Source organism: Salinifilum ghardaiensis, assembly GCF_054491345.1.
On the sequence record NZ_CM137101.1, the window covers coordinates 2,308,486 to 2,332,953 of the forward strand.

General features: G+C 73.1%; 24 protein-coding genes. 17 read left to right on the forward strand and 7 right to left on the reverse strand.

Going from position 1 to position 24,468, the window contains the following annotated elements; all coding sequences use genetic code 11:
- Nucleotides 1-143 precede the first annotated feature (143 nt).
- Entirely contained in the window at nt 144-2,135 is a 1,992-nt protein-coding gene (locus ACVGV0_RS10595; protein WP_459159686.1) for a cation:proton antiporter domain-containing protein, read from the forward strand.
- A 210-nt stretch (nt 2,136-2,345) separates the two neighbouring features.
- Nucleotides 2,346-2,792 carry an XRE family transcriptional regulator gene (locus ACVGV0_RS10600; RefSeq protein ID WP_459159687.1) on the forward strand — a complete coding sequence of 149 codons (447 nt, stop codon included), beginning with the start codon at nt 2,346-2,348 and terminating at the stop codon, nt 2,790-2,792.
- A 147-nt stretch (nt 2,793-2,939) separates the two neighbouring features.
- On the opposite strand, the gene ACVGV0_RS10605 is transcribed toward ACVGV0_RS10600, so the two are convergent.
- Nucleotides 2,940-3,644 (reverse strand): TetR/AcrR family transcriptional regulator, encoded by a 705-nt coding sequence (locus tag ACVGV0_RS10605; protein WP_459159688.1) that lies wholly within the window; start codon nt 3,642-3,644, stop codon nt 2,940-2,942.
- 210 nt (nt 3,645-3,854) lie between these two features.
- On the opposite strand from ACVGV0_RS10605, the gene ACVGV0_RS10610 reads away from it, so the two are divergent.
- Both ACVGV0_RS10610 and ACVGV0_RS10615 read left to right on the forward strand, forming a co-directional pair.
- Nucleotides 3,855-6,578, forward strand: a complete 2,724-nt coding sequence (locus tag ACVGV0_RS10610; RefSeq protein ID WP_459159689.1) for an MMPL family transporter — start codon at nt 3,855-3,857, stop codon at nt 6,576-6,578.
- A gap of 18 nt (nt 6,579-6,596) precedes the next feature.
- A complete protein-coding gene (locus tag ACVGV0_RS10615; protein WP_459159690.1) occupies nt 6,597-8,555 on the forward strand; it encodes a YhgE/Pip family protein in 1,959 nt (652 codons plus the stop codon).
- Between the two features lie 148 nt (nt 8,556-8,703).
- On the opposite strand, the gene ACVGV0_RS10620 is transcribed toward ACVGV0_RS10615, so the two are convergent.
- Nucleotides 8,704-9,291, reverse strand: coding sequence for a helix-turn-helix domain-containing protein (locus ACVGV0_RS10620; protein WP_459159691.1), 588 nt, complete (start codon nt 9,289-9,291; stop codon nt 8,704-8,706).
- A gap of 79 nt (nt 9,292-9,370) precedes the next feature.
- On the opposite strand from ACVGV0_RS10620, the gene ACVGV0_RS10625 reads away from it, so the two are divergent.
- From ACVGV0_RS10625 to ACVGV0_RS10645, 5 genes are all read left to right on the forward strand, one after another.
- Complete coding sequence (locus tag ACVGV0_RS10625; RefSeq protein ID WP_459159692.1) at nt 9,371-10,390, forward strand: NAD(P)/FAD-dependent oxidoreductase; 1,020 nt, start codon at nt 9,371-9,373, stop codon at nt 10,388-10,390.
- A gap of 61 nt (nt 10,391-10,451) precedes the next feature.
- A complete protein-coding gene (locus ACVGV0_RS10630; RefSeq protein WP_459159693.1) occupies nt 10,452-10,811 on the forward strand; it encodes a hypothetical protein in 360 nt (119 codons plus the stop codon).
- 366 nt (nt 10,812-11,177) lie between these two features.
- Nucleotides 11,178-12,140, forward strand: a complete 963-nt coding sequence (locus tag ACVGV0_RS10635) for an NAD(P)/FAD-dependent oxidoreductase (RefSeq protein WP_459159694.1) — start codon at nt 11,178-11,180, stop codon at nt 12,138-12,140.
- A gap of 243 nt (nt 12,141-12,383) precedes the next feature.
- On the forward strand, nt 12,384-12,761 hold the full coding sequence (locus tag ACVGV0_RS10640; protein WP_459159695.1) for a DUF2255 family protein: 378 nt from the start codon (nt 12,384-12,386) through the stop codon (nt 12,759-12,761).
- A gap of 189 nt (nt 12,762-12,950) precedes the next feature.
- Complete coding sequence (locus ACVGV0_RS10645) at nt 12,951-13,415, forward strand: PPOX class F420-dependent oxidoreductase (protein WP_459159696.1); 465 nt, start codon at nt 12,951-12,953, stop codon at nt 13,413-13,415.
- 15 nt (nt 13,416-13,430) lie between these two features.
- Here ACVGV0_RS10645 and ACVGV0_RS10650 read toward each other — a convergent pair whose 3' ends face one another.
- Complete coding sequence (locus ACVGV0_RS10650; protein WP_459159697.1) at nt 13,431-14,036, reverse strand: TetR/AcrR family transcriptional regulator; 606 nt, start codon at nt 14,034-14,036, stop codon at nt 13,431-13,433.
- Nucleotides 14,037-14,224: 188 nt separating this feature from the next.
- Between ACVGV0_RS10650 and ACVGV0_RS10655 the strand changes: the two genes are divergently transcribed.
- From ACVGV0_RS10655 to ACVGV0_RS10665, 3 genes are all read left to right on the forward strand, one after another.
- Entirely contained in the window at nt 14,225-16,183 is a 1,959-nt protein-coding gene (locus tag ACVGV0_RS10655; RefSeq protein ID WP_459159698.1) for a primary-amine oxidase, read from the forward strand.
- Nucleotides 16,184-16,403: 220 nt separating this feature from the next.
- Entirely contained in the window at nt 16,404-17,513 is a 1,110-nt protein-coding gene (locus ACVGV0_RS10660; RefSeq protein ID WP_459159699.1) for an NDMA-dependent alcohol dehydrogenase, read from the forward strand.
- Nucleotides 17,514-17,762: 249 nt separating this feature from the next.
- Nucleotides 17,763-18,182, forward strand: coding sequence for a GNAT family N-acetyltransferase (locus ACVGV0_RS10665; protein ID WP_459159700.1), 420 nt, complete (start codon nt 17,763-17,765; stop codon nt 18,180-18,182).
- Between the two features lie 27 nt (nt 18,183-18,209).
- On the opposite strand, the gene ACVGV0_RS10670 is transcribed toward ACVGV0_RS10665, so the two are convergent.
- On the reverse strand, nt 18,210-18,593 hold the full coding sequence (locus tag ACVGV0_RS10670; protein WP_459159701.1) for a hypothetical protein: 384 nt from the start codon (nt 18,591-18,593) through the stop codon (nt 18,210-18,212).
- Between ACVGV0_RS10670 and ACVGV0_RS10675 the strand changes: the two genes are divergently transcribed.
- On the forward strand, nt 18,583-18,873 hold the full coding sequence (locus tag ACVGV0_RS10675; RefSeq protein WP_459160132.1) for a hypothetical protein: 291 nt from the start codon (nt 18,583-18,585) through the stop codon (nt 18,871-18,873). The genes ACVGV0_RS10670 and ACVGV0_RS10675 overlap by 11 nt on opposite strands.
- Nucleotides 18,863-19,231 (forward strand): substrate-binding domain-containing protein, encoded by a 369-nt coding sequence (locus tag ACVGV0_RS10680; protein WP_459159981.1) that lies wholly within the window; start codon nt 18,863-18,865, stop codon nt 19,229-19,231. The genes ACVGV0_RS10675 and ACVGV0_RS10680 overlap by 11 nt, the downstream gene beginning before the upstream one ends.
- A 241-nt stretch (nt 19,232-19,472) precedes the next feature.
- On the opposite strand, the gene ACVGV0_RS10685 is transcribed toward ACVGV0_RS10680, so the two are convergent.
- Nucleotides 19,473-20,021, reverse strand: coding sequence for a carboxymuconolactone decarboxylase family protein (locus tag ACVGV0_RS10685; RefSeq protein ID WP_459159702.1), 549 nt, complete (start codon nt 20,019-20,021; stop codon nt 19,473-19,475).
- Nucleotides 20,022-20,079: 58 nt separating this feature from the next.
- Nucleotides 20,080-20,697 (reverse strand): TetR/AcrR family transcriptional regulator, encoded by a 618-nt coding sequence (locus ACVGV0_RS10690; RefSeq protein WP_459159703.1) that lies wholly within the window; start codon nt 20,695-20,697, stop codon nt 20,080-20,082.
- Between the two features lie 246 nt (nt 20,698-20,943).
- Between ACVGV0_RS10690 and ACVGV0_RS10695 the strand changes: the two genes are divergently transcribed.
- Both ACVGV0_RS10695 and ACVGV0_RS10700 read left to right on the forward strand, forming a co-directional pair.
- The gene (locus tag ACVGV0_RS10695; RefSeq protein WP_459159704.1) at nt 20,944-22,569 is read left to right on the forward strand and encodes a thiamine pyrophosphate-binding protein; all 1,626 of its coding nucleotides are present in this window, start codon (nt 20,944-20,946) and stop codon (nt 22,567-22,569) included.
- Between the two features lie 76 nt (nt 22,570-22,645).
- The gene (locus ACVGV0_RS10700) at nt 22,646-23,326 is read left to right on the forward strand and encodes a GntR family transcriptional regulator (protein WP_459159705.1); all 681 of its coding nucleotides are present in this window, start codon (nt 22,646-22,648) and stop codon (nt 23,324-23,326) included.
- A gap of 47 nt (nt 23,327-23,373) precedes the next feature.
- On the opposite strand, the gene ACVGV0_RS10705 is transcribed toward ACVGV0_RS10700, so the two are convergent.
- Nucleotides 23,374-23,760, reverse strand: a complete 387-nt coding sequence (locus ACVGV0_RS10705) for a hypothetical protein (protein ID WP_459159706.1) — start codon at nt 23,758-23,760, stop codon at nt 23,374-23,376.
- Between the two features lie 201 nt (nt 23,761-23,961).
- On the opposite strand from ACVGV0_RS10705, the gene ACVGV0_RS10710 reads away from it, so the two are divergent.
- Entirely contained in the window at nt 23,962-24,393 is a 432-nt protein-coding gene (locus tag ACVGV0_RS10710) for a hypothetical protein (RefSeq protein ID WP_459159707.1), read from the forward strand.
- The last annotated feature ends 75 nt before the right edge of the window (nt 24,394-24,468 follow it).

Sequence of the window (24,468 nt, forward strand, 5' to 3'; positions counted from 1 at the left end):
CAGGGAGGCGCTGGGGCTCGCGCGCCACGCCGGCCCAGTAGCGGGCGCTGGCCTCGCTCGTCGGTTCGAGGTCGGCGGAACCGCGCCGTTTGCGCCCCGGCGGGTGTTCCGGTGCACTGTCCGGCAACCGCGGGGGAGGAGTGGTGCACGTGCTGCTGGCGGCGGGGGAGAGCCCCACGTACCTGGGGCCGGTCGTGGCGCTGCTCGTCGCCGCGGGCGTGATCGGCTACCTCAGCGTCCGGCTGCGGATCGTGCCGATCGTCGGCTTCCTGCTGGCCGGTGTGCTCATCGGCCCGCACCAGCTGGGCCTGGTCTCCGACACCGCCACGGTCACCGCCGCGGCCGACATCGGGGTCATGCTGCTGCTGTTCACGATCGGCGTGGAGTTCTCGCTGGAGCGGCTCGCCGCGATCAAGGCCATGGTGCTGCTCGGCGGCGGCGTGCAGGTGGTGGTCACCACCGCGCTGACCGCGGCCGCGGTCGCCGCGTTCGGCGTCGACGTGCGCACCGCGCTGTTCACCGGGTTCCTGGTGGCGCTGTCCTCGACCGCGATCGTGCTCAAGGTGCTGTCGGCCTCGGGGCGCACGACGCGACCGGTGGGCCGTTCGGCGATCGGTGCGCTCATCTTCCAGGACCTCGCCGTGGTGCTCATGGTGCTCGTCGTGCCGCTGCTCGGAACCGGTGGCTCCGGCGGTGGGCCGTGGGAACTGCTGCGCGCCCTCGGCACGGCCGCCGCGGTGCTGGCGGTGGTGCTGCTGGTGGCGCGGAAGGTGATGCCGCCGCTGCTGGAGCGCGTGGCGCGCACCTGCTCGCCCGAGGTCTTCCTGCTCGCGGTCGTCGCCATCGGCCTGGGGACCGCGTACCTCACCTCGCTGGCCGGGGTCAGCGTGGCGCTGGGCGCGTTCCTGGCGGGACTGGTGGTCAGCGAGTCCCGGCACAGCATCCACGCGTTGAGCGAGGTGCTGCCGCTGCAGATCGTCTTCAGCGCGACGTTCTTCGCGTCCATCGGCATGCTGCTGGACCTCGCCGCGCTGGCGCGGATGTGGTGGCTGGTGCTGCTGCTGGCGCTGGCCGTGGTCGTGCTCAAGGCGGTCGGTGCGCTGGCTGCGCTGCTGGCCGTGCGCATGCGGTTCCCGACCGCGCTGGCCGGGTCGCTGCTGCTGGCGCAGATCGGGGAGTTCTCGTTCGTGCTGCAGCGCTCCGGCAGCGAGGCGGGGCTGAGCCCGGCCGGGCTCGGTGCCGCGGGTGAGCAGGTGCTCATCGCGGTTACCGTGGTGCTCATGATCGCCACTCCGGCACTGGCCTGGGGCGGCGACCGGCTGGGCCGCGCCGTGTCCGCCCGCGGTGCAGGGGAGGCCGCGGCCGCACCGGAACCGGGCGGTGGGGACACCGCTGCCGGGGTGCTCATCTCCGGCTGGGGCCCGGTGGCCGAGAGGCTGGCGCGCACCCTGGCCGACCGCGGCGTGCCGGTCCGGGTGACCACCCTCGGCCCGGACCTGGCCGCGGCGGCGGAAGTGGCCGGGCACACCGTGGTGCGGGGCGATCCGGTCAAGGAGCACGTGCTGCGCGACGCGGGCCTGCACACCGCGCAGCTGGTGGTGATCTGCGAGAACGACGCGGAGGACGCGGCGCACATCGCCACGGTGATCCGCCAGTTGGCACCGTCGGTGCCGATCGTGCTGCGCCCGCGCGACGAGGCGGACGCGCCGACGCTGGCCCCGGCCGGGGTCGATCGCGTCGTCGACACCCCGCGTGCCGTGGCCGAGCCGTTGACTTCGGCGGTGCTGCGGCACCTGGGACTGGCAGAGGCCGGGCGGGGCCATCCCGACCCCGGGGTGATCCTCGACTTCGCCCCGCGAAGCGGTGCGGAGTGCCCGCACACCGGTGAGATCCGACCGGTGCTGCCGAGCAGCGCCGGCTGCCTCGACTGCCTGCGCGCGGGCAGGAGCGACTGGGTGCACCTGCGCACGTGCCTGCGTTGCGGGCACGTCGGCTGCTGCGATTCCTCGCCCGGCCGGCACGCCTCCGGGCACAGCGCGGCGGCCGGCCATCCGGTCGCCGCCTCGGCCGAACCGGGGGAGACGTGGGCGTGGTGCTTCTTCGACCGCACCGAGGTACCCCGGCAGGAGCCCTGATCCGGAGCCCGGGGAGGTGCGGGCCCCGCCGCACCGGGAGCCCCGCCGCACCGGGATCGCCGTGCTCGCGGTGCGGTGGCCGCGCGGGCGCGCGGATCGGTGTGCGCGTGCTGCGACCGAGTACCATGGACGCGTCAACAGCTGTTGGCGCGTGGTAAGACCGGTCAGGCGCGGTGCCGAGGGGTACCGGGGAAAAGGAAGCGGGACGGAGTGTCTGAGCGGAGTTTCGCCGAGAAACTGACCCATCTGATCCAGACCGTGCACCCTCCGGACCGGCGGCCGTACTCGTACCGGGAGATCGAAACCGCGATCAAGGACCACCCCGGAGCGATGACGGCCGCCTACGTGCAGCAGCTCGCCAACGGCAAGCAGCCGAACCCCCGCAAGAACTACATCGAGGCGCTGGCGTGGTTCTTCGGCGTTCCGGTGGGCTACTTCTTCGACGACGAGGCGGCCCGCCAGGACGGCGCGGGGAGCGAGGGGGCGACCGGCCGGCGCGAGACCGAGGAGGGGCGGCTCGTGCGGCGCCTCCACGCGCTCAGCCCCGAGCACCGCAACGCCGTGTCCACCGTGATCGACCAGCTCGCCGAGCACGAGCGGCAGCACCGCGGACGGGGGCGCCGGGGCAGGCGCTCCACCGCCGGTGACGAGGTGTGAACGAGCCCGCGAGCGCGGGAGGGCGGGGCTGACCGGTCGTTCGCCGTCGTTCTGCGCGGTGCGCCCCGCGTGCAGGTCCACTGAGGACTTCCGGTACCGGTGGTGCCGGATCGGCCGCGGCGGGCTTGCCCAGCGTCCGCGGCAGCCTCAGCGCTTCTCGTCGTCGCGCAGTTCGGTGAGGCTGTGCACCAGCTGCGGCAGGGTGCGCATGATGGTGGCGCGCGCGGTCCGCTCCGGATCGTCCGCACCGGACAGCACCGCGTCCTGCATCGTCGCTTCGAACTGGTCGAGCAGGATCTGGGTCAGCTGCTCCGCCCCCACGGAGAACCGTAGTCCGATGGAGGCCATCGCCGTGTCGATGAGTTCGGCGAGCTGCCGCTGGAAGGCGTGCTTGACCTCGAGGAAGCGCGCGGCCACCTGCGGTTCGCGCATCGCCAGCAGTCGGAACTCGGTGTTGAGCAGGCACCACTGGCGGGCCTCGGGCTGGCTGGCGAGCAGGTCGGCGATGACCTCCTCGATGAGTTCGGGCTCGGGTTTGCCCTCGGCGCGCCGCAGCGGGGCGATCGCCTCGTGGAACTCCTCCCGCAGCGCCTGCAGGCGGGCGTGGTGCTCGCGTTCGACGAGCGCCAGGAACAGCTCTTCCTTGCTGCCGAAGTTCGAGTAGAAGGCGCCGCGCGTGAAGTCGGCATCGTCGGTGATCGCCTCGATGGAGGTGCCGTTGATGCCGTGCGCGCAGAACTGCCGGTAGGCGGCGTCCAGCAGCCGCTCGCGCGTCCGGGCCCGGCGCGCGGTCTCGCGCGTCCGGGCGGCGCTCGTGCCGGTCTCGGGCGTGGCCGGCCTGCTCTTGCTCAAACCCGCGTGTCCTTTCCTGCGGCGGTGCTCGGGCGTCGTGCCCCGCCTCTCTGCGTGGCGCCCATGGTATCCGATACGGCCCTGCATCAGATACAAATATGTATCGGATACGATTCCGTATCGAGGTGGAAGATCGTACCTCGCCCGGGGGCGCCGACGGCGTTCCGGGAGTTCGGGATCGTCCGGCGTGACCGGCGGTAGGAGTCTGGCGTGTCGTCTTTCTTGTACTCACTGGGCCGCAGGGCCTTCGCGGCCCGCAGGGCCGTGCTCGTGGTGTGGTTGCTCGTGCTCGCCATCACGGGCAGTGCGGCGGGACTGTTCAGCGAGGAGATGGACAACAACGTCACCATCCCCGGCACCGAGGCGCAGCAGGCGCTCGACCGGCTGTCGGTGACGTTCCCGTCCACCAGCGGTGCCGCCGGGCAGCTCGTGGTCGTCGCGCCGGAAGGCGAGAACGTGCGCGAGCCCGCCGTGCGCCAGCAGGTCGAAACGGCCGTCGACGAGCTCGAACAGCTCGACCACGCAGCGCAGGTCGTCTCGCCCTACCAGGAGGACCTCGGAGGGGCGATCAGCGCGGACGGTCGCGCCGGGTTGATCAACGTCCAGCTCGACGTCCAGACCACCGCCGTCAGCGACGCCACCAAGGACAGGATCGCCGACATCGCCGGCGATCTGCAGCAACGACTGCCCGCGGGGGCGCAGGCCTCGCACGGCGGGGAGATGTTCGCGCAGGAGTTCCCCGGCCTGAGCATCGTCGAAGTGATCGGCCTGATCGTCGCCGTCGTCGTGCTGGTGATCACGCTCGGTTCGTTCGTGGCCGCGGGGATGCCGCTGGTCAACGCCCTGATCGGCGTAGGCATCTCCACCACGTTGATCCTGCTGGCCACGTTGTTCGGATCGATCAACGCGACCACCCCCATGCTGGCGCTGATGCTCGGCCTGGCCGTGGGCATCGACTACGCGCTGTTCATCCTCTCCCGCCACCAGCAAGAGCTCGCCGAAGGCGTACCGCCGCAGGAAGCGGCCGCCCGAGCGGTGGCCACCGCCGGCTCGGCGGTGATCTTCGCCGGACTGACGGTGATGATCGCGCTCCTCGGCCTCGGCGTGGCCGGGATCCCGTTCCTGACCACGATGGGTGTGGCCGCCGCCGGCGGTGTGGGGATCGCCGTGCTCGTCACGCTCACGCTCGTGCCGGCGCTGCTCGGCTTCGCCGGCGGCCGGATACGCCCGCGTGCCCGCGCGGGGCGGCGCAGCTCCGGGAAGCAGCCGGTGGGCACGCGCTTCTTCTCCGGCTGGGTGCGGGCCGTGACCCGGTTCCCCGTCGTGACGGTGGTGGCCGTCGTCGCCGTTCTCGGCCTGGCCGCGGTGCCGGCCGCCGGGCTGCGGCTGGCCCTGCCGGACGCCGGTGCGATGCCGAAGGACGACCCGGCGCGGGTGACTTACGACCTCGTCTCCGAGCACTTCCCGGAAGGCTTCAACGGCCCGCTGATCGTCAGCGCCAACATCGTCACCAGCAACGATCCGCTGGGGCTGATGAACGACCTGAAAGCCGAGATCGAGCAGCTGCCCGGGGTGGCCGACGTGCCGCTGGCCACGCCGAACCCCACCGCGGACACCGGAATCGTGCAGGTGATGCCGGAAGGCGCGCCGGACTCGCAGCAGACGAAGCAGCTCGTCGAGAAGATCCGCTCGCTGCGCGGCCACTTCCAGGACACCCACGGCGTCACGATCTCCGTCACCGGCTTCACCGCCGTCGGCATCGACGTCTCCGAGAAACTGGGGCAGGCCCTGCTGCCGTTCGGCATCGTCGTGGTCGGCTTGTCGCTGATCCTGCTGACCATGGTGTTCCGCTCCGTGGCCGTGCCGATCAAGGCGACGCTGGGCTACCTGCTCAGCATCGGCGCGTCGATGGGCCTGCTCAAGCTCGTCTTCCAGGACGGCTGGTTGGCCGGCGCACTGGGTGTGAACAGCACCGGCCCGGTGATCAGCTTCATGCCGATCGTGCTCATGGGCGTGCTGTTCGGCCTGGCCATGGACTACGAGGTGTTCCTCGTCTCCCGCATGCGCGAGCAGTACGTGCGCACCGGCGACGCGCGCGGCGCGATCAACACCGGCTTCGTCTCCTCCGGCAAGGTCGTCACCGCAGCGGCGGTGATCATGTTCGCGGTCTTCGCCGCGTTCGTGCCCAGCGGGGACGCCAACCTCAAACCGATCGCGTTCGGCCTGGCCGCAGGCGTGTTCATCGACGCCTTCATCGTGCGCATGACGCTCGTCCCGGCGGTGCTGGCGCTGCTCGGCCGCCGCGCCTGGTGGATCCCGCGCCGCCTCGACCGGATGCTGCCCTCGTTCGATGTCGAAGGTGAGAACCTGCGCGAGGAGCTGGAACTGGCCGACTGGCCGCACCCGGGCGCGGACGACGCCGTGGCCTGCGCAGGGCTCGGACTGTCCGATCCCGCCTCGGAGGCTCCCGTGTACCGCGACGTGTCCTTCCGCCTGGCCCGGCAGGGCGCGCACGTGGTGCGCGGCCCCGGTGAAGTCGCCGTCACCGCGGTCCTGCTCACCGCTGCGGGGCGGATCAAGCCGGACACCGGCAAGCTCAAGGTGCTCGGGCTGGCACTGCCGGCGCGGGCCTCGGCCGTGCGCTCCCGCGCGGCCTACGTCGACGTGGGCGAGTCCGGCCCCGAGGGAGTCGCCGAGGCGCTGGGGGAGAACCCGCAGCTGCTCGTGCTCGACCGCACCGACCGGCTCGCCGACGCCGCAGCGCGGCGGCGCGTCCAACAGCTCGTCACCGGCTCCCGCGCCGCCGTCCTGCTGGGCACGACGGGCACCGCGGACGCCCGCGACATGCTGCCCGCCCACGTGCCGACCGGTCTCACCGAGCTGCCCGAAGAGCAGGCGGCACCGACCCGTGCCCTCTCCGACGCGATCCGCTAGAAAGCTGAGGTCCTCGCTGTGCGTGCGCTACGAAACGGCCGCTCCCGGCTGTCGGTCTCGCTGACCCTCGTGGGCCTGCTGCTGGTCCCGGTGGCCATCACGGGTGTGCTGACCTGGGCACTGGGCCAGCCGCAAGACCGGATGGGTGGCGTGAAAGCGGCCATCGTCAACAACGACGACCCCGTCGAGGTCGACGGCAAGCCCACCCCGCTGGGGCGGCAGCTGTCGGCCACACTCGTCGGCGACGACATCGACGGCAACTACGACTGGGAACTCGCCAACCCCGAAACAGCCCGGGAGGGGCTGGACGACGGCACCTACGCCGCGGTGGTGACCATCCCGGAGAACTTCTCCGCAGCGGCGACCTCGTTCTCCGGTGACCCGGGCCAGGCCGAGAAGGCCACGATCGACGTGACCACCGGCGACCGCGGCAAACCGGCGGACGAGGCGATCAGCGGCGAAGTCACGCGGACCGCCACCCAGCTGCTCGGCGACCAGCTGACCACCACCTACCTGGACAACCTCTACATCGGGTTCAACACCCTGGGCGATCGGCTCGGAGACGCCGCGGACGGCGCCACGTCCCTGGCCGACGGCGCCCGGCAGCTGTCCGACGGAACGGAGCAGCTCGCGACCGGCGCCGACGAACTGGCCGGCGGCACGCGCCAGCTGTCCAACGGCCTGGGACAGCTCGACGACGGCGCCGCCCAGCTGTCGCAGGGCACGAGCGGACTCGCCGACGGTCTGGAGCAGATGCAGGAGCAGACCGCGCAGCTGCCGCAGCAGGTCGGCACGCTGGCCGACGTCTCGGCGCAGGAGAACCGAGGCGTGCAGCAGCTCAACACCCAGCTGCGGACCATGTCGCAGGACCTGTCCGAGATGTCGAAGGAATGTCCGCCCGGGACCCTGCCGATCTGCAACAAGATCGCCGTGCAGGCCGCCAAGGCCGAGGCGCTCAGCGAGGGTGCCGGACAGGTCCAGCAGGCCAGTGACGGCATCTCCACCGGACTCGACGGGCTCGCCGGCCGCAGCCCCGACTCCGGGGGCGGCCTGCCCGCCCTCGCCGGCGGCATCGACCGGCTCGCCGCGGGCGCGCAGCAGCTCGACGGCGGCGCCGGCCAGCTGTCCGACGGGCTCTCCCGGACCACCGGCGGTGCCGACCAGCTCGCCGACGGCGCCGACCAGCTCGCCGGCGGCATCCGGGAGCTCGACGGCGGCGCCGACCAGCTCGGCAACGGTTCGGAGCAGCTGAGCCAGGGGTTGCACACCGCCGTCGAGGAGATGCCGAGCTATCCCGACGGTGAGCGCGATCGGCTCGCCCGCACCGTGGCCGACCCGGTCACGACCACCGGGGACAGCGGCGGTCTCGGCGTCGGCACCTCCGGCACGCCGCTGTACGCCGTGCTGGCGCTGTGGATCGGCGCGCTGGCCACGTTCCTCGTGCTGCGCGCGCTGCCCGCGGACGTGCTGCGCAGCACCCGCTCGGCGCCGCGGCTGCTGCTGAGGCGGTTCGGTCCGTCCGCCGGCCTGGCCGTCGTGCAAGGACTGCTGGTCACCGCGGTGCTGGGCCTCGTGCAGGACCTGTCGGTGGGCCAGTGGTTCAGCGCCGCGGGCCTGCTCACCCTCGCCGCCGTGGCGTTCACCGCGGTCAACCAGGCGCTGGCGGCCGCGTTCGGCGGGGCCGGGCGGTTCCTGTCGATGCTCGTGGCGCTGGCCGCCGTGGCCACCGGCGTGATCGCCGCCGTGCCGCGGGCTCTCGGCAGCATCGCCGCGGTGCTGCCGACGGGACCGGCCACTCGGGGACTGCGCGCGATCGTGGAAGGTTCGACCGTTTCGGCGGGCGGTGTCGTGGTCCTGGTGCTGTGGCTGCTGGCGGGACTGGTGATCAGCTTCCTGGTCGTGGAGCGCAGCCGCACCGTCCGGACGGCGGATCTGCGCTCCGGCGGCAGGCTCCGCGGCGCGACCGGACCCGCCTAGGACGCGGGGACGCGCCGGTGGTTCCGGGCGGATCCGCGTCCGCTCGGAACCGCCCGCTGCGACCGGCCGGCGGCGGTGCGGCCGCGCCCGGGTGGGCCGGTCGGGACCGCCGCGCCAGCCGGGTGCGCGTGCCGCAGGGCGCCGAGGGTCACCGGTCCCGCTCGGGGCGGGCGCGCAGGTGCGCGCGTTCGCCCTGCTTGCCGAACAGGCTGAGGAACTCCGCGGGTTCGGCGCCGGCCGCGTCGAACCAGTGCGGTTCGCGGGTGTCGAACTCGGCGGCTTCGCCGGGGGTGAGCACGAGGTCGTGCGCACCGAGCACCAACCGCAACCGTCCGTTGAGGACGTAGAGCCACTCGTAGCCCTCGTGGGTCTGCGGATCGGGCTGCTGCGGCTGGTCCTTCCCCGGGATGACGAGCTTGTACGCCTGGATGCCGCCGGGGCGGCGGGTCAGCGGGAGCAGGGTCATGCCGTGACGGGTGACCGGGCGCAGGTGGATGCGCGGGTCCCCGGTGGGCGGGGCGCCGACGAGGTCGTCGAGCGTCACGCCGTGCGCTTTGGCCAGCGGGAGCAGCTGTTCGAGCGCCGGCCGCCGCTCCCCGGATTCCAGCCGCGACAGCGTGCTCACCGAGATGCCCGTCGTCTCCGACAGATCGGCCAGGGTGGTGCCGCGCTGCTGCCGCAGCGCGCGCAGTCGCGGTCCCACCGAGCCGAGAGCCCGGTCGAGGTCTTCCTCCATCCCATCAGTTTGCCATTCCGGCAAAGAACTTTGCCTCCCTTCTGCTCGCCGGAGCAGGGTGGTCGCGGAGGTGGTCGACATGACGGATCGATTGGCAGGAGACCACGAGGTGGTGGTCATCGGTGGTGGTGCCGCGGGACTGAGCGGTGCGCTGACGCTCAGCCGCGCCCGCCGCTCCGTCGCCGTGATCGACGCGGGCGTTCCGCGCAACGCGCCGGCCGAAGGCGTGCACGCGCTCCTCGGCCGGGAAGGGACGCCGCCGGGGGAACTGCTCGCACGCGGGCGCGCGGAGGTGCGCGGCTACGGCGGGCACGTCGTCGACGGTGAGGTCACGGGAGCAACCCGTGAGGGCGACGGGTTCGCGGTGGTGCTCGACGACGGGCGCACCCTCCGCGCACGCCGGTTGCTCGTGACCACCGGGGTGGTCGACGAGCTGCCCGACATCCCGGGACTGCCGGAGCGGTGGGGGCGCGACGTGCTGCACTGCCCCTACTGCCACGGCTGGGAGGTCCGCGACCAGCGCATCGGCGTGCTGGCCACCGGGCCGATGTCGGTGCACCAGGCACTGCTGCTGCGGCAGTGGAGCGCCGACGTCGTCTTCTTCCCGCACACCGGAGCGGACCCGACCGAGGAGGAGGCCGCGCGCTTCACCGCCCGCGGCATCCGCGTGCAACCCGGCGAGGTGGCAGCGTTGGAGGGCGGCGAGGACCGGCTGACCGGCGTGCGGCTGCGCGACGGCACCGTGGTGGCCCGCGACGCGCTGGCGATCGCGCCGCGCATGGTCGCGCGGGCCGGGTTCCTGGCCGAGCTCGGGCTGCACCCGGTCGAACACCCCGCCGGTGCCGGTGAGCACGTCCCCGCCGACGCGGCGGGACGCACCGACGTCCCCGGAGTGCGCGTGGCCGGCAACGTCACCGATCCTGCCGCGCAGGTCGGAACCGCCGCAGCGGCGGGCGCCGCTGCGGCGGCGCAGATCAACGCCGAACTGGTCACCGAGGACACCGACCGCGCGGTGCGGGCCGACCGGGGCGTGTTCTCGCGAGCGAACGAGGCCCGCACGTGCGCGGTGGCGATGGGCCAGCGCCGCCACGGGGTGTGACCGGAGGTCGTCGCAAGAGGTTCTGCGCGCTACCGACGGGACGCGGACTCCGCCCGATCGGATGCGCGAGGTGGGCGAGGTCTTCGACGAGACGAGCGAGCCGTTCAAGTACCGGCGGCGCGCGCAGGCCGCCGCGCTGTTCACCGGATTCGACGTCGTGGGCCCGGGGTCGTCCACCGCTCGCAGCGGCGCGCGGAGGAGCACGAATCCGTCGACCACCGGAACGCGCGAAGATCCGGTCCGCGGGCGGCATCAAGCGGTGATTCCGTCCGAAGTGGACGAACCTGCGGCAGCCGGTGCGGGCGAGTTCTCCCCCCGTGCCGCGGCGGTGGCCGCGGGGGCGGTGGCGTTCGGCGCGTGGCGCGGTTCCACCTGTGCGGAGGGGTCGTTCTCGCCCGCGGTGTTGATCGAGATCTGGTAGGGTGAACGTTCCCGCCGCTGATCGAGGTCGGCTGGCCGTGGGCCGCATCCGCGCGTGACAGGTGCGGATCTCCCGCGCACGTTCGGACAACCGGCTCGGGGCGGTGGTGACCGCGTCGAGATCCGGCCGCGAGGCCGCCCGCCCGCCTCCGGGACAGCGGTCCGCGTACCCGTGCTGCCCGAGCTGATCCTCGGGCTGCGCGTGCTCGCCTGCGATTCTGCTCGGAACTGCGTTGAGCGGCTTCAGCTGACGTCCCGGCGGGCGCTCGCGACCGTTGCCCGCCCTCGTCACGCGGTCGAGGTGCAGCAGGAACGGACGATCAGCCCGCCCGGTGCGCGGGTGCGGGCGGAAGCGGAGAGGACAGGCATGGCGGCAGCGGAGTACGACACCGTGGTGATCGGCGGCGGTGCGGCCGGGTTGAGCGCGGCCACGGTGCTCGGGCGGTCCCGTCGGCGGGTTCTGCTCGTCGACGACGGCGCACCGCGCAACGCGCCGGCCGAGCACCTGCACGGGTTCCTCTCGCGGGACGGCGAGTCCCCGCGGGAGCTGGGTGCGGTCGGCCGCGAGGAGGTGCGCCGCTACGGCGGCGAGTTGTGCGGCGAGCGCGTGGACACCGTCGAGCAGGGTGCGGACAGCGGATTCGTCGTCCACCTCGCCGGAGGGCGCGCGGTGACGAGCCGGACGGTGCTCGTGGCGACGGGCTTGGTCGATGAACTTCCGGACGTCCCCGGTGTTCGCGAGCGGTGGGGGCTGGACGTGCTGCACTGCCCCTACTGCCACGGCCACGAGGTGCGCGACAGCGCCTTCGCCGTGCTCGGCGGGGAGAACCGGCCGTTCACGCTGCACCAGGCGCACCTGGTGCGGCAGTGGTCCGAGGACGTCGTGTTCTTCCCGGGCGGGATCGCGCTGGAGGAGAGCGAACGCGAGCGCCTGCAGGCCCGCGGGGTGCGGATCGTCGACGGCGAGGTCGCGCGAGTGCGCGCCGGGGGCAGCGGAGTGTCCGGTGTGGAGCTCGCCGATGGGCAGGTGTTCGCTCGTGAGGTCGTGTTCGTCGGGCCCCGGTTCGTCCCGCGCGACGACCTGCTCCGCAAGCTCGGGTGCGCGCTCGGCGACGACGGCTGGGTCTCCGCCGACCCCGCGGGGCGCACGAACGTGCCGGGGGTGTGGGCGGCCGGAAACGTCGTCGACAACCCTGCCCAGGTCATCAACGCCGCGAGCGCGGGCACGACCGCGGGGATCGGCCTCAACCACGAGCTGCTCGCCGCGGACGTGGACCGGGCGGTCGCTGCGCGGCGCTCGGCGGGGACGTCGGTCCCGGACGGGGGATGACGATCGGCGGCCCCGTCCCGGCCCGCTTCCACCCGGATCCGCTTCCGCGCGGGGCGCGGGCGGCTCGCCTTCTGCGCGCAGCGGGTGCGGGGCGGGCCTCGCCCCAGCCCGCGGCGGTTCCCGCCGGCCGTCGGAGTCCTGCGATCAGCCGTTCCGGGGCCGACCATGGTGCGGGAGCGCGCCGCCCTCCCCGCCGGTGGGAAGGGCTGCACCTTCACCCAGGCGAACAGGGAGGCAGCGAGGATGACGACGTGGGACCCGGACGAGTTCACCAGGATCGCGCACGCCGACGAGGTGGAGATCGCCCCGCAGAACAGCGACGGCAGCACGCGGGAACCGGTGCCGATCTGGGTGGTGCCGCACGGTGACGACCTCTACGTGCGTTCGTACCGCGGTCCGGACGGCGCATGGTTCCGCGCGGCGCACGCCAGCGGCAAGGCGCACATCCGCGCCGGCGGGGTGGCTGCGGAGGTCGCGGTCGCCGAGGTGACCGACGACGGCATCAACGACGCGATCGACGAGGCCTACCGCAGCAAGTACCGAGCGCACCTCGACACCTACGTGCCGCCGATGCTCACCCCGCAGGCGCGCGGCACGACGCTGAAGCTCCTGCCGCGCTGAGCGGAGCGGCGAGACGGTGCGCCCCCGCGCGACGGGCGTTGTCGACGTGTCGTCGGTCGGGTGGGCAGATGTGCGAGGCTGCGGTGCAGGCTCCGGGGGCGAGGCGTCGGCAGGAGCACGTCCGCCCGCCGGCGCACCGCGTCAACATCAGTGAACACGGAACTCGCCGGAACGGGGAGAGGTCACCGCATGCCACGCATCGCCACCGCCGAGCGCGTCGACTTCGACGCGCTGCTGGAGTTCCTGCGGCCGCGCCACCGCGCTCTGCTCAGCACCGCGCGCTCCGATGGCCGCCCTCAGATGTCCCCGGTCACCTGCGGGGTGGACAACGGAGGGCGCATCGTGATCGCGACCTACCCGGAGCGGGCTAAGGCGGGCAACGCGCGCCGCGATCCGCGGGTGTCGGTGTGCGTGCTCTCCGACGAGTGGGACGGCCCGTACGTCCAGGTCGACGGACGCGCCGAGGTGCTGGACATGCCGGAGGCGCTCGACGGGCTGGTCGAGTACTTCCGCTGCATCTCCGGCGAGCACCCCGATTGGGCGGAGTACCGCGAGGCGATGGCGCGGCAGAACAAGTCGCTCATCCGCGTCCACATCGACCGGTGGGGGCCGATCGCCACCGGGGGGTTCCCCGCGCGCTTGGCCGAGGACTGAACCTCGTCCGCCGCGTCACTGCCGCGGCGCGCCGCTGAGCAGTGGTTCGAGGATGCCGTCGAGAACGGCCTCGAGGCGCTCCGGCGCGCTGATACCGGGCGCCATGGTGGCGTTCACCTGGGCTCCCATCAGCGCGGCGAGCAATTCGTCGGCCACGCGTTCGGCGGTGGTCCCCTCGGGGATCTCGCCGCTGTCGCTGCTTTCGCGCAGCCATCGCAGCATCCGCGCGCGCCAGTCGTCGAGCACCCGCCCGTGCAGGGCCGACATGTCCGGGTTGTGCAGAGCGCGGCCCCAGAAGCTCACGGCCACGCGGGCTTCGACGACGCGCTCCTCGTCCAGCGGCAGGATCTCCAGGCACAGCCGCCGCAGCGCGGTCAGCCCGCTCACCCCGTCGGTGGCGGTCTCGGTGCGCTGGTTGGTCCGGTCGTAGATGTGCTGGTAGGCGGCGATGAGCAGCTCGTCCTTGTTGCGGAAGTAGTGGGTGAGGGCGCCGTTGGCGAAGCCGGCTTCGGCGGCCACGTCGCGCATGGTCACGGCGTCGAGGCCGCCGCGGGCCGCGAGCCGCAGCACGGCGCTGATGATCGCGTGGCGGCGGGTCTGGTGGTCGACGAGTTTCGGCATCGTGGTCCGTTCCGGAGCGGTTGGGAGCAGGGTAGCGCGCGGGAGTGCGGCACCCTTGTTTTTTCAACGGACGTCCGTAGAATAAAACTCGCACCGCGGTGATGTGCACCACGCCCAGTCGGATATTCCGTTCCCGCCGGAGCTCCGCAGCGCGGGGACGTCGTGCACCGCCTCAGAGGAGACCAGCGATGGAATCCAGCACCACCACGCCCGCGAGCGCACCCGCCCACCCCCTCGACCGCCTGCGCGCCGAGGAGATCGACACCGCCCGGCGGATTCTCGACCGGACCGGTCTGCTCGGTCCCGACACCCGGTTCGCCTACCTCGGCCTCGTCGAACCGTCCAAGCAGGAGATCGCCGAGCACGCGCCCGGCGACTCCGCGCAGCGCCGCGTGCAGGCGGTGCTGCTGGACACGGCTTCCGGTGCCGCGCGGGAAGCCACCGTCTCGCTCGCCCGCTCCGCCGTCGAGGCGGTGCGCGACATCGCGGTGGCGGAGGAGGGCCAACCCGCGATCCTCGGCGAGGAGTTCGCCGGCGTCGGCGACATCGTCGGGGCCGACCAGCGGTGGGCCGACGCCCTCGCGCGACGCGGCATCGAGGACCCCGCGCAGGTGTGCGCCTGCCCGCTCTCCGCCGGGGTGTTCGAGATCCCCGGCGAGCGGGGCAGGCGCATGATGCGCGTGCTCGGCTTCCTCCAGCACAGGCCCGCGGACCACCCCTGGGCGCACCCGATCGACGGGCTCGTCGCCTACGTCGACCTCGTCGACCGCCGGGTCGTCGAGGTCATCGACCACGCGGTGATGCCGATCCCGTCCGAGGAGGGCAACTTCGACGATCCCGCGGCGGTCGGCCCGCCGCGGGAGGACCTCCGGCCGATCGAGGTCGTCCAGCCCGAGGGGGCGAGCTTCCGCGTGGACGGTGATGTGGTGCGCTGGCACGACTGGAGCCTGCGTGTCGGCTTCGACGCCCGGGAAGGCCTGGTGCTGCACCGGATCTCCTACCGCGACGGCGACCGCGAGCGCCCGATCGTCCACCGCGCGTCCATCGCCGAGATGGTCGTGCCCTACGGCGATCCCAGCCCGGTGCGCTTCTGGCAGAACTACTTCGACGCCGGTGAGTACCTGCTCGGCAAGCAGGCGAACTCGCTGCGGCTCGGCTGCGACTGCCTCGGCGAGATCCACTACTTCGACGCCGTCGTCGCCGACGACCACGGCGAACCGCTGACCCTGGACAACGCGATCTGCATGCACGAGGAGGACTGCGGCGTGCTGTGGAAGCACACCGACGTCTTCACCGGATCCCGCCAGGTGCGGCGGCAGCGCCGGCTCGTGATCTCCTTCTTCGTCACCGTCGGCAACTACGACTACGGTTTCTACTGGTACTTCTACCTGGACGGGAGGATCGAGCTGGAGTGCAAGGCCACCGGGGTGGTCTTCACCGGCAGCCATCCCGGCGGTGAGCACCAGTGGGCCGGCGAGGTCGCGCCGGGTCTGGCAGCGCCGTACCACCAGCACCTGTTCTGCGCGCGCCTGGACATGGCCGTCGACGGGCAGCGCAACGCCGTCGACGAGGTCGAGGTCCAGCGCGTCCCCGCGGGCGAGGGCAACCCGTACGGCAACGCGTTCACCCGCCGGGCGACGCGGTTGACCTCCGAGGGCGAGGCCGCGCGCCTGGCCGACACCGCGGCGGGGCGCAGCTGGCACGTGGTCAACGAGGCCGCCACCAACCGCCTCGGCCGTCCCGTGGGGTACCAGCTGCGGGTGCAGGGCTCGCCGCCGCTGCTCGCGGACGAGGACTCCGCGATCGCGCGCCGCGCGCAGTTCGCGACCAGGCACGTGTGGGTCACGCGCGCGGAGCCCGGGCGGCGGTGGCCCGCCGGCGAGTACGTGAACCAGAACCCGGGCGGCGCGGGCCTTCCCGCTTGCGCCGCCGAGGACCGGCCGATCGACGGCGAGGACGTCGTCGTCTGGCACACGTTCGGCATGACCCACTTCCCGCGCCCCGAGGACTGGCCGGTCATGCCGGTCGACCGCTGCGGCTTCGCCCTCGAACCGGTCGGCTTCTTCGACCGCAACCCGACGCTCGACGTGCCCGAACCGGCCGCGGTGCGCTCCGTCGACAGCCGTGCGCGGGGCTCGTGCTGCTGAGCGGTCCGCGGCGGTACTCCGGTGGAGTGGTGCACCGGGAGCACCGGCGCGGCACCCGGTTCCCGCTGTTGTGCCCGCGGTCACACTGCGCCAGGCTGGGGCCGCACATCGCATGAACGGGTCCGAATGCGTCGGGACCCCGCGCCGCACGGCCGTGCGGCGCGGGGTCCCGGTCTGACGTGCGGTGTCCGTCAGCTCCCCGAGTGAAGGGACAGGCCCCATGAAGACCAAAGCTGCAGTGCTCACCGACGTGCACCAGCCTTTCGAGATCATGGAGTTGGACCTCGACGGCCCCGGCGCGGGAGAGGTCCTGATCCGCTACGTCGCCGCCGGGCTGTGCCACTCCGACCTGCACCTGGCCGACGGGGACCTGCCCCCGCGGTTCCCGGTCGTGGGCGGGCACGAAGGCGCGGGCGTCATCGAGGACGTCGGCCCGGGCGTGACGAAGGTGGAACCCGGTGATCACGTCGTGTGCAGCTTCATCCCGAACTGCGGCACCTGCCGCTACTGCTCCACGGGACGGCAGAACCTCTGCGACATGGGAGCCACCATCCTCGACGGGAGCATGCCCGACGGCACGTTCCGCTTCCACAACGGCGGCACGGACTACGGTGCGATGTGCATGCTGGGCACGTTCTCGGAGCACGCCACGATCTCCCAGCACTCGGTGGTCAAGGTCGACGACTGGCTGCCGCTGGAGACCGCTGTGCTCGTCGGCTGCGGCGTGCCGTCGGGGTGGGGGACCTCGGTCTACGCCGGTGATGTCCGCGCCGGCGACACCGCGGTGATCTACGGGGCCGGCGGGCTCGGGGTCAACGCGGTGCAGGGGGCGGTCCACGCGGGTGCCAAGCACGTCGTCGTGGTCGATCCGGTCGAGTTCAAACGCACCACGGCGCTGAAGTTCGGCGCCACGCACGCTTTCGCCGACCCGGCCGAAGCCCGCGCCAAGGTCACCGAGCTGACCTGGGGGCAGGGCGCCGACACCGCGCTCATCCTGGTGGGGACCGTCGACGAAGCCGTGGTCTCGGAAGCGTTCAGCACCATCGGCAAGGGCGGCACCGTGGTCATCACCGGCCTGGCCGACCCGGCCAAGCTGACCGTGCACCTCTCCGGTGGCGAGATGACCCTGTTCGGCAAGACCGTCAAGGGCACGCTGTTCGGCTCCGCCAATCCGCAGTACGACATCGTCAAGCTGCTGCGGCTCTACGACGCCGGTCAGCTCAAGCTCGACGAGCTGGTCACGAACACCTACCGGCTCGAAGACGTCAACCAGGGCTACCAGGACCTGCGCGACGGCAAGAACATCCGCGGTGTGATCAGGTTCGACTGACCCGGGAGCGGATCAGCGGAACACCGCGCCGTGCGGGAGAGCCCGCCGCCCGCGGTCGCCGCCGCGCACGGCGCTGACGGCGGGCGGCGGTGCCGCTGCTCGCCGAGCTCCGCTCCGGCGCCGGCGGGAGCGCGCGGGTGGGGGCGCTCCCCGAGCCGCGTGCGCGCGGAGGCGACGTCCGCCTCGGAAACGGGGGTGCTCGTGCGTGCCGCAGCGGTCCGGCAGGCCGCGGTCGAGGAGTCAGCTGTCGTGGCGCGACTGCTGCACGACTTCAACACCGAGTTCGACGCACCCACGCCCGGGGTGGCGGTGCTCACCGCGCGATTGCGGCGGTTGCTCGCCGGCGAGGCGACCACGGCGCTGCTCGCCGGGGACCCGGCCGTGGCGCTCGCTCTGCTCACACGGCGGCCGAACGTCTGGTTCGCCGGTCCGGTCGCCCTGCTCGACGAGCTCTACGTGGTTCCGCACCTGCGGGGGCGCGGCATCGGATCGGCGCTCGTGGAGCGGATCTTCGCCGACGCGGTCGCCGAAGGGGTCGGCCTCGTCGAGATCAACGTGGATGAAGGCGACGTCGCCGCGCGGCGCTTCTACGAGCGCCACGGCTTCCGCACGACCGAACCGGGCTCGGGCGAGCGCGCCTTCTACTACTGGCGCGCGCTCGACGGGTGATCGTGGTGCGCACCGTGCTGGAGGCCGTCACCGCACGTCGCAGGCCGGGACGGTCTCGTCTTCTCCCGCCGCCGCGGTGTTGCTGACCACGGAGCGCGGTCCCGCGGTGTCCCGCCCGGGATCCAGCCGGCCGGAGAGCACCGCCACGGCCAGGCCCACGACCGCGAGCACCGCGCCGACCACCGCCGGTGAGGCGTACCCGAGCCCGGCGCTGATGCCCGCACCGCCGAGCCAGGCCCCACCCGCGTTGGCGAGGTTGAACGCCGAGTGGTTCGACGCGGCCGCCAACGTCGGCGCCCGGCCCGCCTTCTGCATCACGAGCACCTGCAGCGGCGCGATGCTGCCGAGCCGCGGGGTGCGCCAGGCCGTCGACGAACTGCTCGGGCTGCGGTGCGAGGCCGTGATCCTCATCGGACTCTCCGGTGAGGCCCCCGCCTACCTCGCGCAGGTGGCGCAGCGGGTCCCGGTCGTGGAGATCGGCCAGCACACGGGCGCGGCCGGCATCGACAGCGTGCGCACCGCCGACGTCGACGGGGCGAGGTTGGCCGCGGACCACCTCGTCGAGCACGGACACCGGGCGATCGCCCACGTCGACGGGGCTCCCTGCCTGGTGCGGAGGAGCGGCGCGAGGGCTACCACCGGGCCTGCGCTCCCGCGGCCTCGATGCGCACATCGACATCCTGCCCGGTGACTACGCGGAGGAGTCCGAGGCGCGGGCGGCGCGGCAACTGCTGTCCCGCCGCGGCCGGCCCACGGGCGTGCTCGCGGGCAACGACCTGTGCGCCGCCGGGCTGCTGGAAACGCTCGTGCGGGCGGGTGTGCACGCCCCGGAGGACATCTCGGTCGTCGTCGGCTACGACGACAGCCGCACCGCCAGACTGTCCTACATGGACTTGACGAGCGTGCACCAGGACGCGGTGGAGATGGGTGAGCTCGCCGTCCGCGCTGCGGCCGAACGCCTCGACGAGAAGCGCGCCGCCGAGCAGGAACTGGTGCTCACGCCGAGGCTCGCCGTGCGCGGGAGCACGGGGCCGCCGCCCGGGGCGTGAAGCTGGCAGTCCACTGCGGACGCGCGATCGCTTCCTGCGCGGGTGGGGAGGGCACCTCTCCGGAAGAACCGGGGGTGCGTGCCGCTGCCGGTGCGCGGCCGCGACGAACTCGTGCCACGACGGCGGCCCGGTCCCGGGACCGGGGCCGCCGGCCGGCTCGTGGTGGAGCACTGGAGCACGGAGACCGCGCAGGGTGCGGAAGCACCCCGGAGCGTGGAGCTCGCCGCGCGCACGAGGAGGATCAAACGTTCCAGGCGTGCTCCTGGAACGCTTCGTCGACCGGGGTTTCGGCGAAGTGGTTGGTGTAGTTGGACAGGGTCTTCATCGTCACGCCGAGCACGACGTCGAGGATCTGCCGGCGGGTGAATCCCGCGGCGAGGAAGTGCGCGGTGTCGTCCTCGGGCACGAGGCCGCGGTGGGTCACCACGGCCTGGGTGAACCGGCGGACGGCTTCCGCGGACTCGTCCGGAACGGGCTTGTCCTCCCGGATCGCGTCGATGATCGCCTCGTCCGCCCCCGCCTGCTTGGCCAGTGCGGTGTGCGCGGCCATGCAGTAGTGGCAGGAGTTCTGGCGGCTGGCGGTCAGCAGCACCACGTGCTGGGCCGTCGTGGACAGCGAGGTGTTGCGGAACTGCTCGGTCAGCGCCTGGTAGGCGTGGTAGGCCTGGGGCGATTCGGCGAAGATCCCGTGCAGGTTCGGGATCATGCCCAGGTTCTTCCTCGTGTCGGCGAGTGCGGAGGCGACCTCCTGCGGCGCGGTGCTCTCGTTGTGGATGGGGAAGTCCACCATGGGGGATGGGAGTCCTTTCTGCGGGGAAGATGTGCGGACCGTCGGGGACGTTCCCGGGTCAACGGGGACGGACGTCGACGTGGCTGTCCGGGTGGCGCAGCGCGCCGAGTGCGGCCGCCACGGCCGAACGCAGGCTGCGGGGGTCGGCTCCCGCGCGGGAGCGCAGGTTCACCCCCTGGGCGAGCAGAGCGAGGTGCTCGGCGCAGACGTCGAGTTCGGCGTCCGCGCGCAGTTGGGCGTGCCGTGCCGCGGCGGTGAGCGCGGTGCGCATCGCCGCGTGCAACCGCTGCTGGTGCCCGGTGAGCACCTCCCGCACGCCAGGTTCCGCGGCTTCGGCGCTGACCTGCAGGTTCGTGGCCAGGCAGCCCCAGCGGGCGCGCGGACCGCAGCAGCGTGCCGTGATCAGGGCGCCGAAGAACGCCGCGATGCCCGGCAGTCCGCGATCATCGGTTTCGAGTTGCCGGAACGCCGGGTCGACGTGCTCGCTCAGGTAGCGGCGCAGCGCGGACAGGAACAGCTCGTCCTTGGTGCCGAACGTCGCGTACAGGCTGGAGCGGCTCACTCCCGTGGCGGTGACGATCTCCTGCACCCCCGTGCGTGCCCATCCGCGCTGCCACAGCAGCGGCACGACCCGGGTGATCACCGCGTCGGAGTCGAAGTGCTTGACGTCGGGCACCGCTCGCCTCCACCGGAGATCGCCAACCAACTTGGAACGTCCGTTCCAACTTAACGCGGCCCGCGCTCGCGGGGCAACCGCCGGCCCGCGCGTCGAGCGGCTCCGCGGTGCCCCGGCCGCCGCGAAGCGGTTGGTGCTCCGATCACCGCTCTGTATTATGGATCCAATTTTCGTCGCGGAGCGGCCGCGACGTGCGCACGGGACCTGGAGCCGTTGTCCGGGAGTCGTTGTCGACGGGAGAGCGTGATGCCGCAGCCGACGGTGGCGGGACGGATCCTCGACGCGCTGGCCGCCCACGGGGTGGAGCAGGCCTTCGGCCTGCCCGGTGTGCACAACCTCGCCTTCTGGCGCGAGCTGCGCGGAGGCCGACCGGACATCACCGGGGTGCGCCACGAGCAGGCCGCGGTCTACGCCGCGGACGGCGCCGCCCGCGCCACCGGTCGCCTCGGCGCCGCGCTGACCACGACCGGGCCGGGGGCGGCGAACACGCTCGGCGCGTTCGGCGAGGCGGCCGCCTCGTCCAGCCCGGTGCTGGTCGTCGCCAGCGAAGTACCCGAACGCCTGCGCGCGCCCGGCGCGGTGCGCGGGATGCTGCACGAGTCCCGCGACCAGGCGGGCCTGTTCGAACCACTGGCGAAGGCGGTGTTCCGGCCGCGCTCGGCAGAACACGCGGCCGCGGCGGTCGGAGAGGCGATCACCACCGCGTTGGCGTGGCCGCGCGGTCCCGTCTACCTCGACGTGCCCACCGACCTGCTCGACGCACCGGCACCGGAGATCACCCCGAGCGCACCGGAACGGCCGGTGCCCGCCCCCGCGGAGATCTCCGCCGCGGCGCGGCTGCTCGACGACGCGGGCACGGCGGTGCTCTGGGTCGGCGGCGGCGCCGTCCAGTCGGAGGCGGCGCAGCAGGTCGACGCCCTCGCGCGCCGGCTGCGCGCACCGGTGGTGACGACCTACAGCGGCCGCGGGATCCTGCCCTCCGACCACCCGTGGATGATCGGACTCCCGCCGCACGAGCCGGAGGTCGCCGAGCTCATCGGTGGTGCCGACGTGCTGGTGGGCATCGGCACCGACTTCGACGGCGTGCACACGCGGAACTGGTCCATGCCGCTGCCGCCGCGACTGCTCTCGATCAACGTCGACAGCGGTGAACTGGGCAAGAACTACACCCCCGACGTCGCCGTGCTCGGCGACGCCGCGGCCGGCATCGACGCGCTGCTCCCCGCGCTGACCGGCTCCGCGGGCACGGGCGGTCCGGACGTCCAGCAGCTGCGGCAGGCCACGCGCGAGCGGCTGCACCAGGACCCGCGCACCACCGGCGCGATGGCGCTGGTCGACGCGCTCGACCGGGCGTGGCCGCAGCGCGGCACGCTGGTCGCGGACATGGCCGTGGCCGGGTACTGGGCCTGCGGATACACCGCCCTGTCCCGTCCGCGGCAGCTGCAGTGCCCCTACGGCTGGGGCACGCTGGGCTACGCCCTGCCGGCAGCGCTCGGCCCGGCCGCTGCGGGACGCGGTCCGGTGCTCGCCGTCTGCGGCGACGGCGGACTGCTGTTCGGCGTCGGCGAGCTCGCGACGATCGTCCAGGAGCAGCTGCCGGTCACGGTGCTCGTGGTCGACGACGGGGGGTACGGCATGCTGCGCTACGACCAGCAGCACGCCGGCGATGCCGAGCGCGGTGTCGACCTGGTCGGCCCCGATCTCGCGGTGCTCGCGGAGAGCTTCGGCATCGAGTCCCGCGTCGTGGCCGAGTCCGGAGACGACCTCGCCGGAGCTCTCGCCGAGGCGGCCGGCAGCCGGAAGCCCCGGCTGATCACCCTGCGGGCGGCGTTCCTGCCGCCGCGCACCACCTCGCCGCGCTGGCACGACTGAGCGGGCCCCGCCGCCGATCGGCGCCCAGCCAGCGACGACGTTGGTAGTCTCCGGAGTGTGTGCGCGGTGATGGATCATGACGGCTGACACGGCGGGCCCCGCGCGCGGCAGGCCGCCGACGAAGCAGGAATACGTCCTGTCCGCACTGCGCCAGGCGATCGTCTCCCGCGAACTGCGCCCCGGCCAGCCGGTGCGGCAGGACCTGCTCGCCGAGAAGCTCGACGTGAGCCGGGTTCCGCTGCGGGAGGCGCTCAAGATCCTGGAAGGCGAGGGGCAGGTCGTCTACCGCGCGCACCGGGGCTACTTCGTCGCCGAGCTCTCGCTCGACGACCTGCTCGAGGTCTACCGGATCCGCGCGCTGCTCGAGGACGAAGCCGCGCGGGTGGCGGTGGACCGCGTCACCGCCGAGGACCTCGAGCGGATCGCCGAGGCGCAGCACGAGGTGGAACGCGCCGGTGCTGCGGGGGACGTCCGGGCCATGACCGCGGCGAACCGGCGGTTCCACTTCACGCTGCTGGACGCGTGCGGCATGCCGCGGTTGCTGCGGTTCGTGCGGCAGCTGTGGGACTCCACGGACGCCTACCGCGCCGTGTACTACGGCGACACGGCCAACCGGACCCGGGTCGACCGGGAGCACCGGGCCATCGTCGAGGCGCTGCGCGCGAAGGACGCCGACCGCCTGGTGCGATTGCTCGACGAGCACCGGGCGCACGCCGTGGAATCGCTGCGCGCCGTCATCGACGAGAGCTCCGGCTGAGTCGTCGACGAGGTTCGGGCCCAGCGCCACCGACCGCGGGCCGCCGCTCACGCCAGGGTGCCCAGCCAGGTGGTCACCGCGTACAGCGCCCCGTAGGTCGCCGCGGCCACGGCGAGCACCCCGGCCAGCCGCCAGCGCCAGCGGCGCACCCCGGCGATGCTGCACTGCTCGCGGCGCCGCAGCGAACGCCACACCAGCAGCGCGATGACCGCCAGCCCGCCGAGCCGGAACCACCAGGCGTAGCCGTCGTAGAGCTCGGTGGCCCAGGTGAAGGCGGTGCCGGCGCTGATGACGCCGAGCAGGGCCAGCGCGGTGGGTCCCGCGCAGCACAGGATGCCGACGGCCCCGCCGGTCAGCCCGATCCGCCACACCGGCAGCGCACCGGTGCGGGGGTCGTCGGCCCGTGCTTCGCCGTGGTGCGCGGCGCGGATCATGGCGGTGGACCTCCTTCGTACCTCCACCCCCAGTGCACCGCACGTCGTCACGCGCCGGGCAGGGAAGTGTCAGCGCGGTGACACGGTCGGTGGGGACTGTCCGCCACCTGACACGGCGATGTCCGCGGCACCCCGGGGAGTGGTGGGGTGCGGGTGTGCGCGACAGCGGTGTTCTCGTGACTGCGCGAAGCACCCCGGTCGATGGCCGTGCTCGGCGCGGGACCGATCCCGCAGGTGGTGTTCACCGACCCCGAGGTCGCCGCCGTCGGCGCGACCGAGGACGAGCTGCTCGGCAGTCCCGCGCGCGTCGCCCACCTGCCGATGAGCGAGGTGGACCGGGCCCTCACCGCCGGCGACACGCGCGGGTTCACCACCCTGCTCGCCGCACCGCGGCGACTCACCGGTCACCTCGGCGGGAGCCGCGTGGTCGGCGCGACGATCGCGGCGGCGCGCGCCGGCGAGATGATCCACGAACCGGCGCTGGCCATGCGCACCGGCATGTTCGCCGGCCGTCTGGCGCAGGCGGTGCACGCCTACCCGAGCTGGTCCCTGGCCGTCCAGCAGGCGGCTGCCCAGTTCGTCTGCCGACCCGGCGGGCGCACCGCCCGCCGGGTCGGCACCGCGCGCGGCTGAACGGGGGAGGACTAACGGGGGAGAACTGTTGCCTCGCGGACAGTGCGACTGCGACCCGGCCGCACCGGTGGTGAG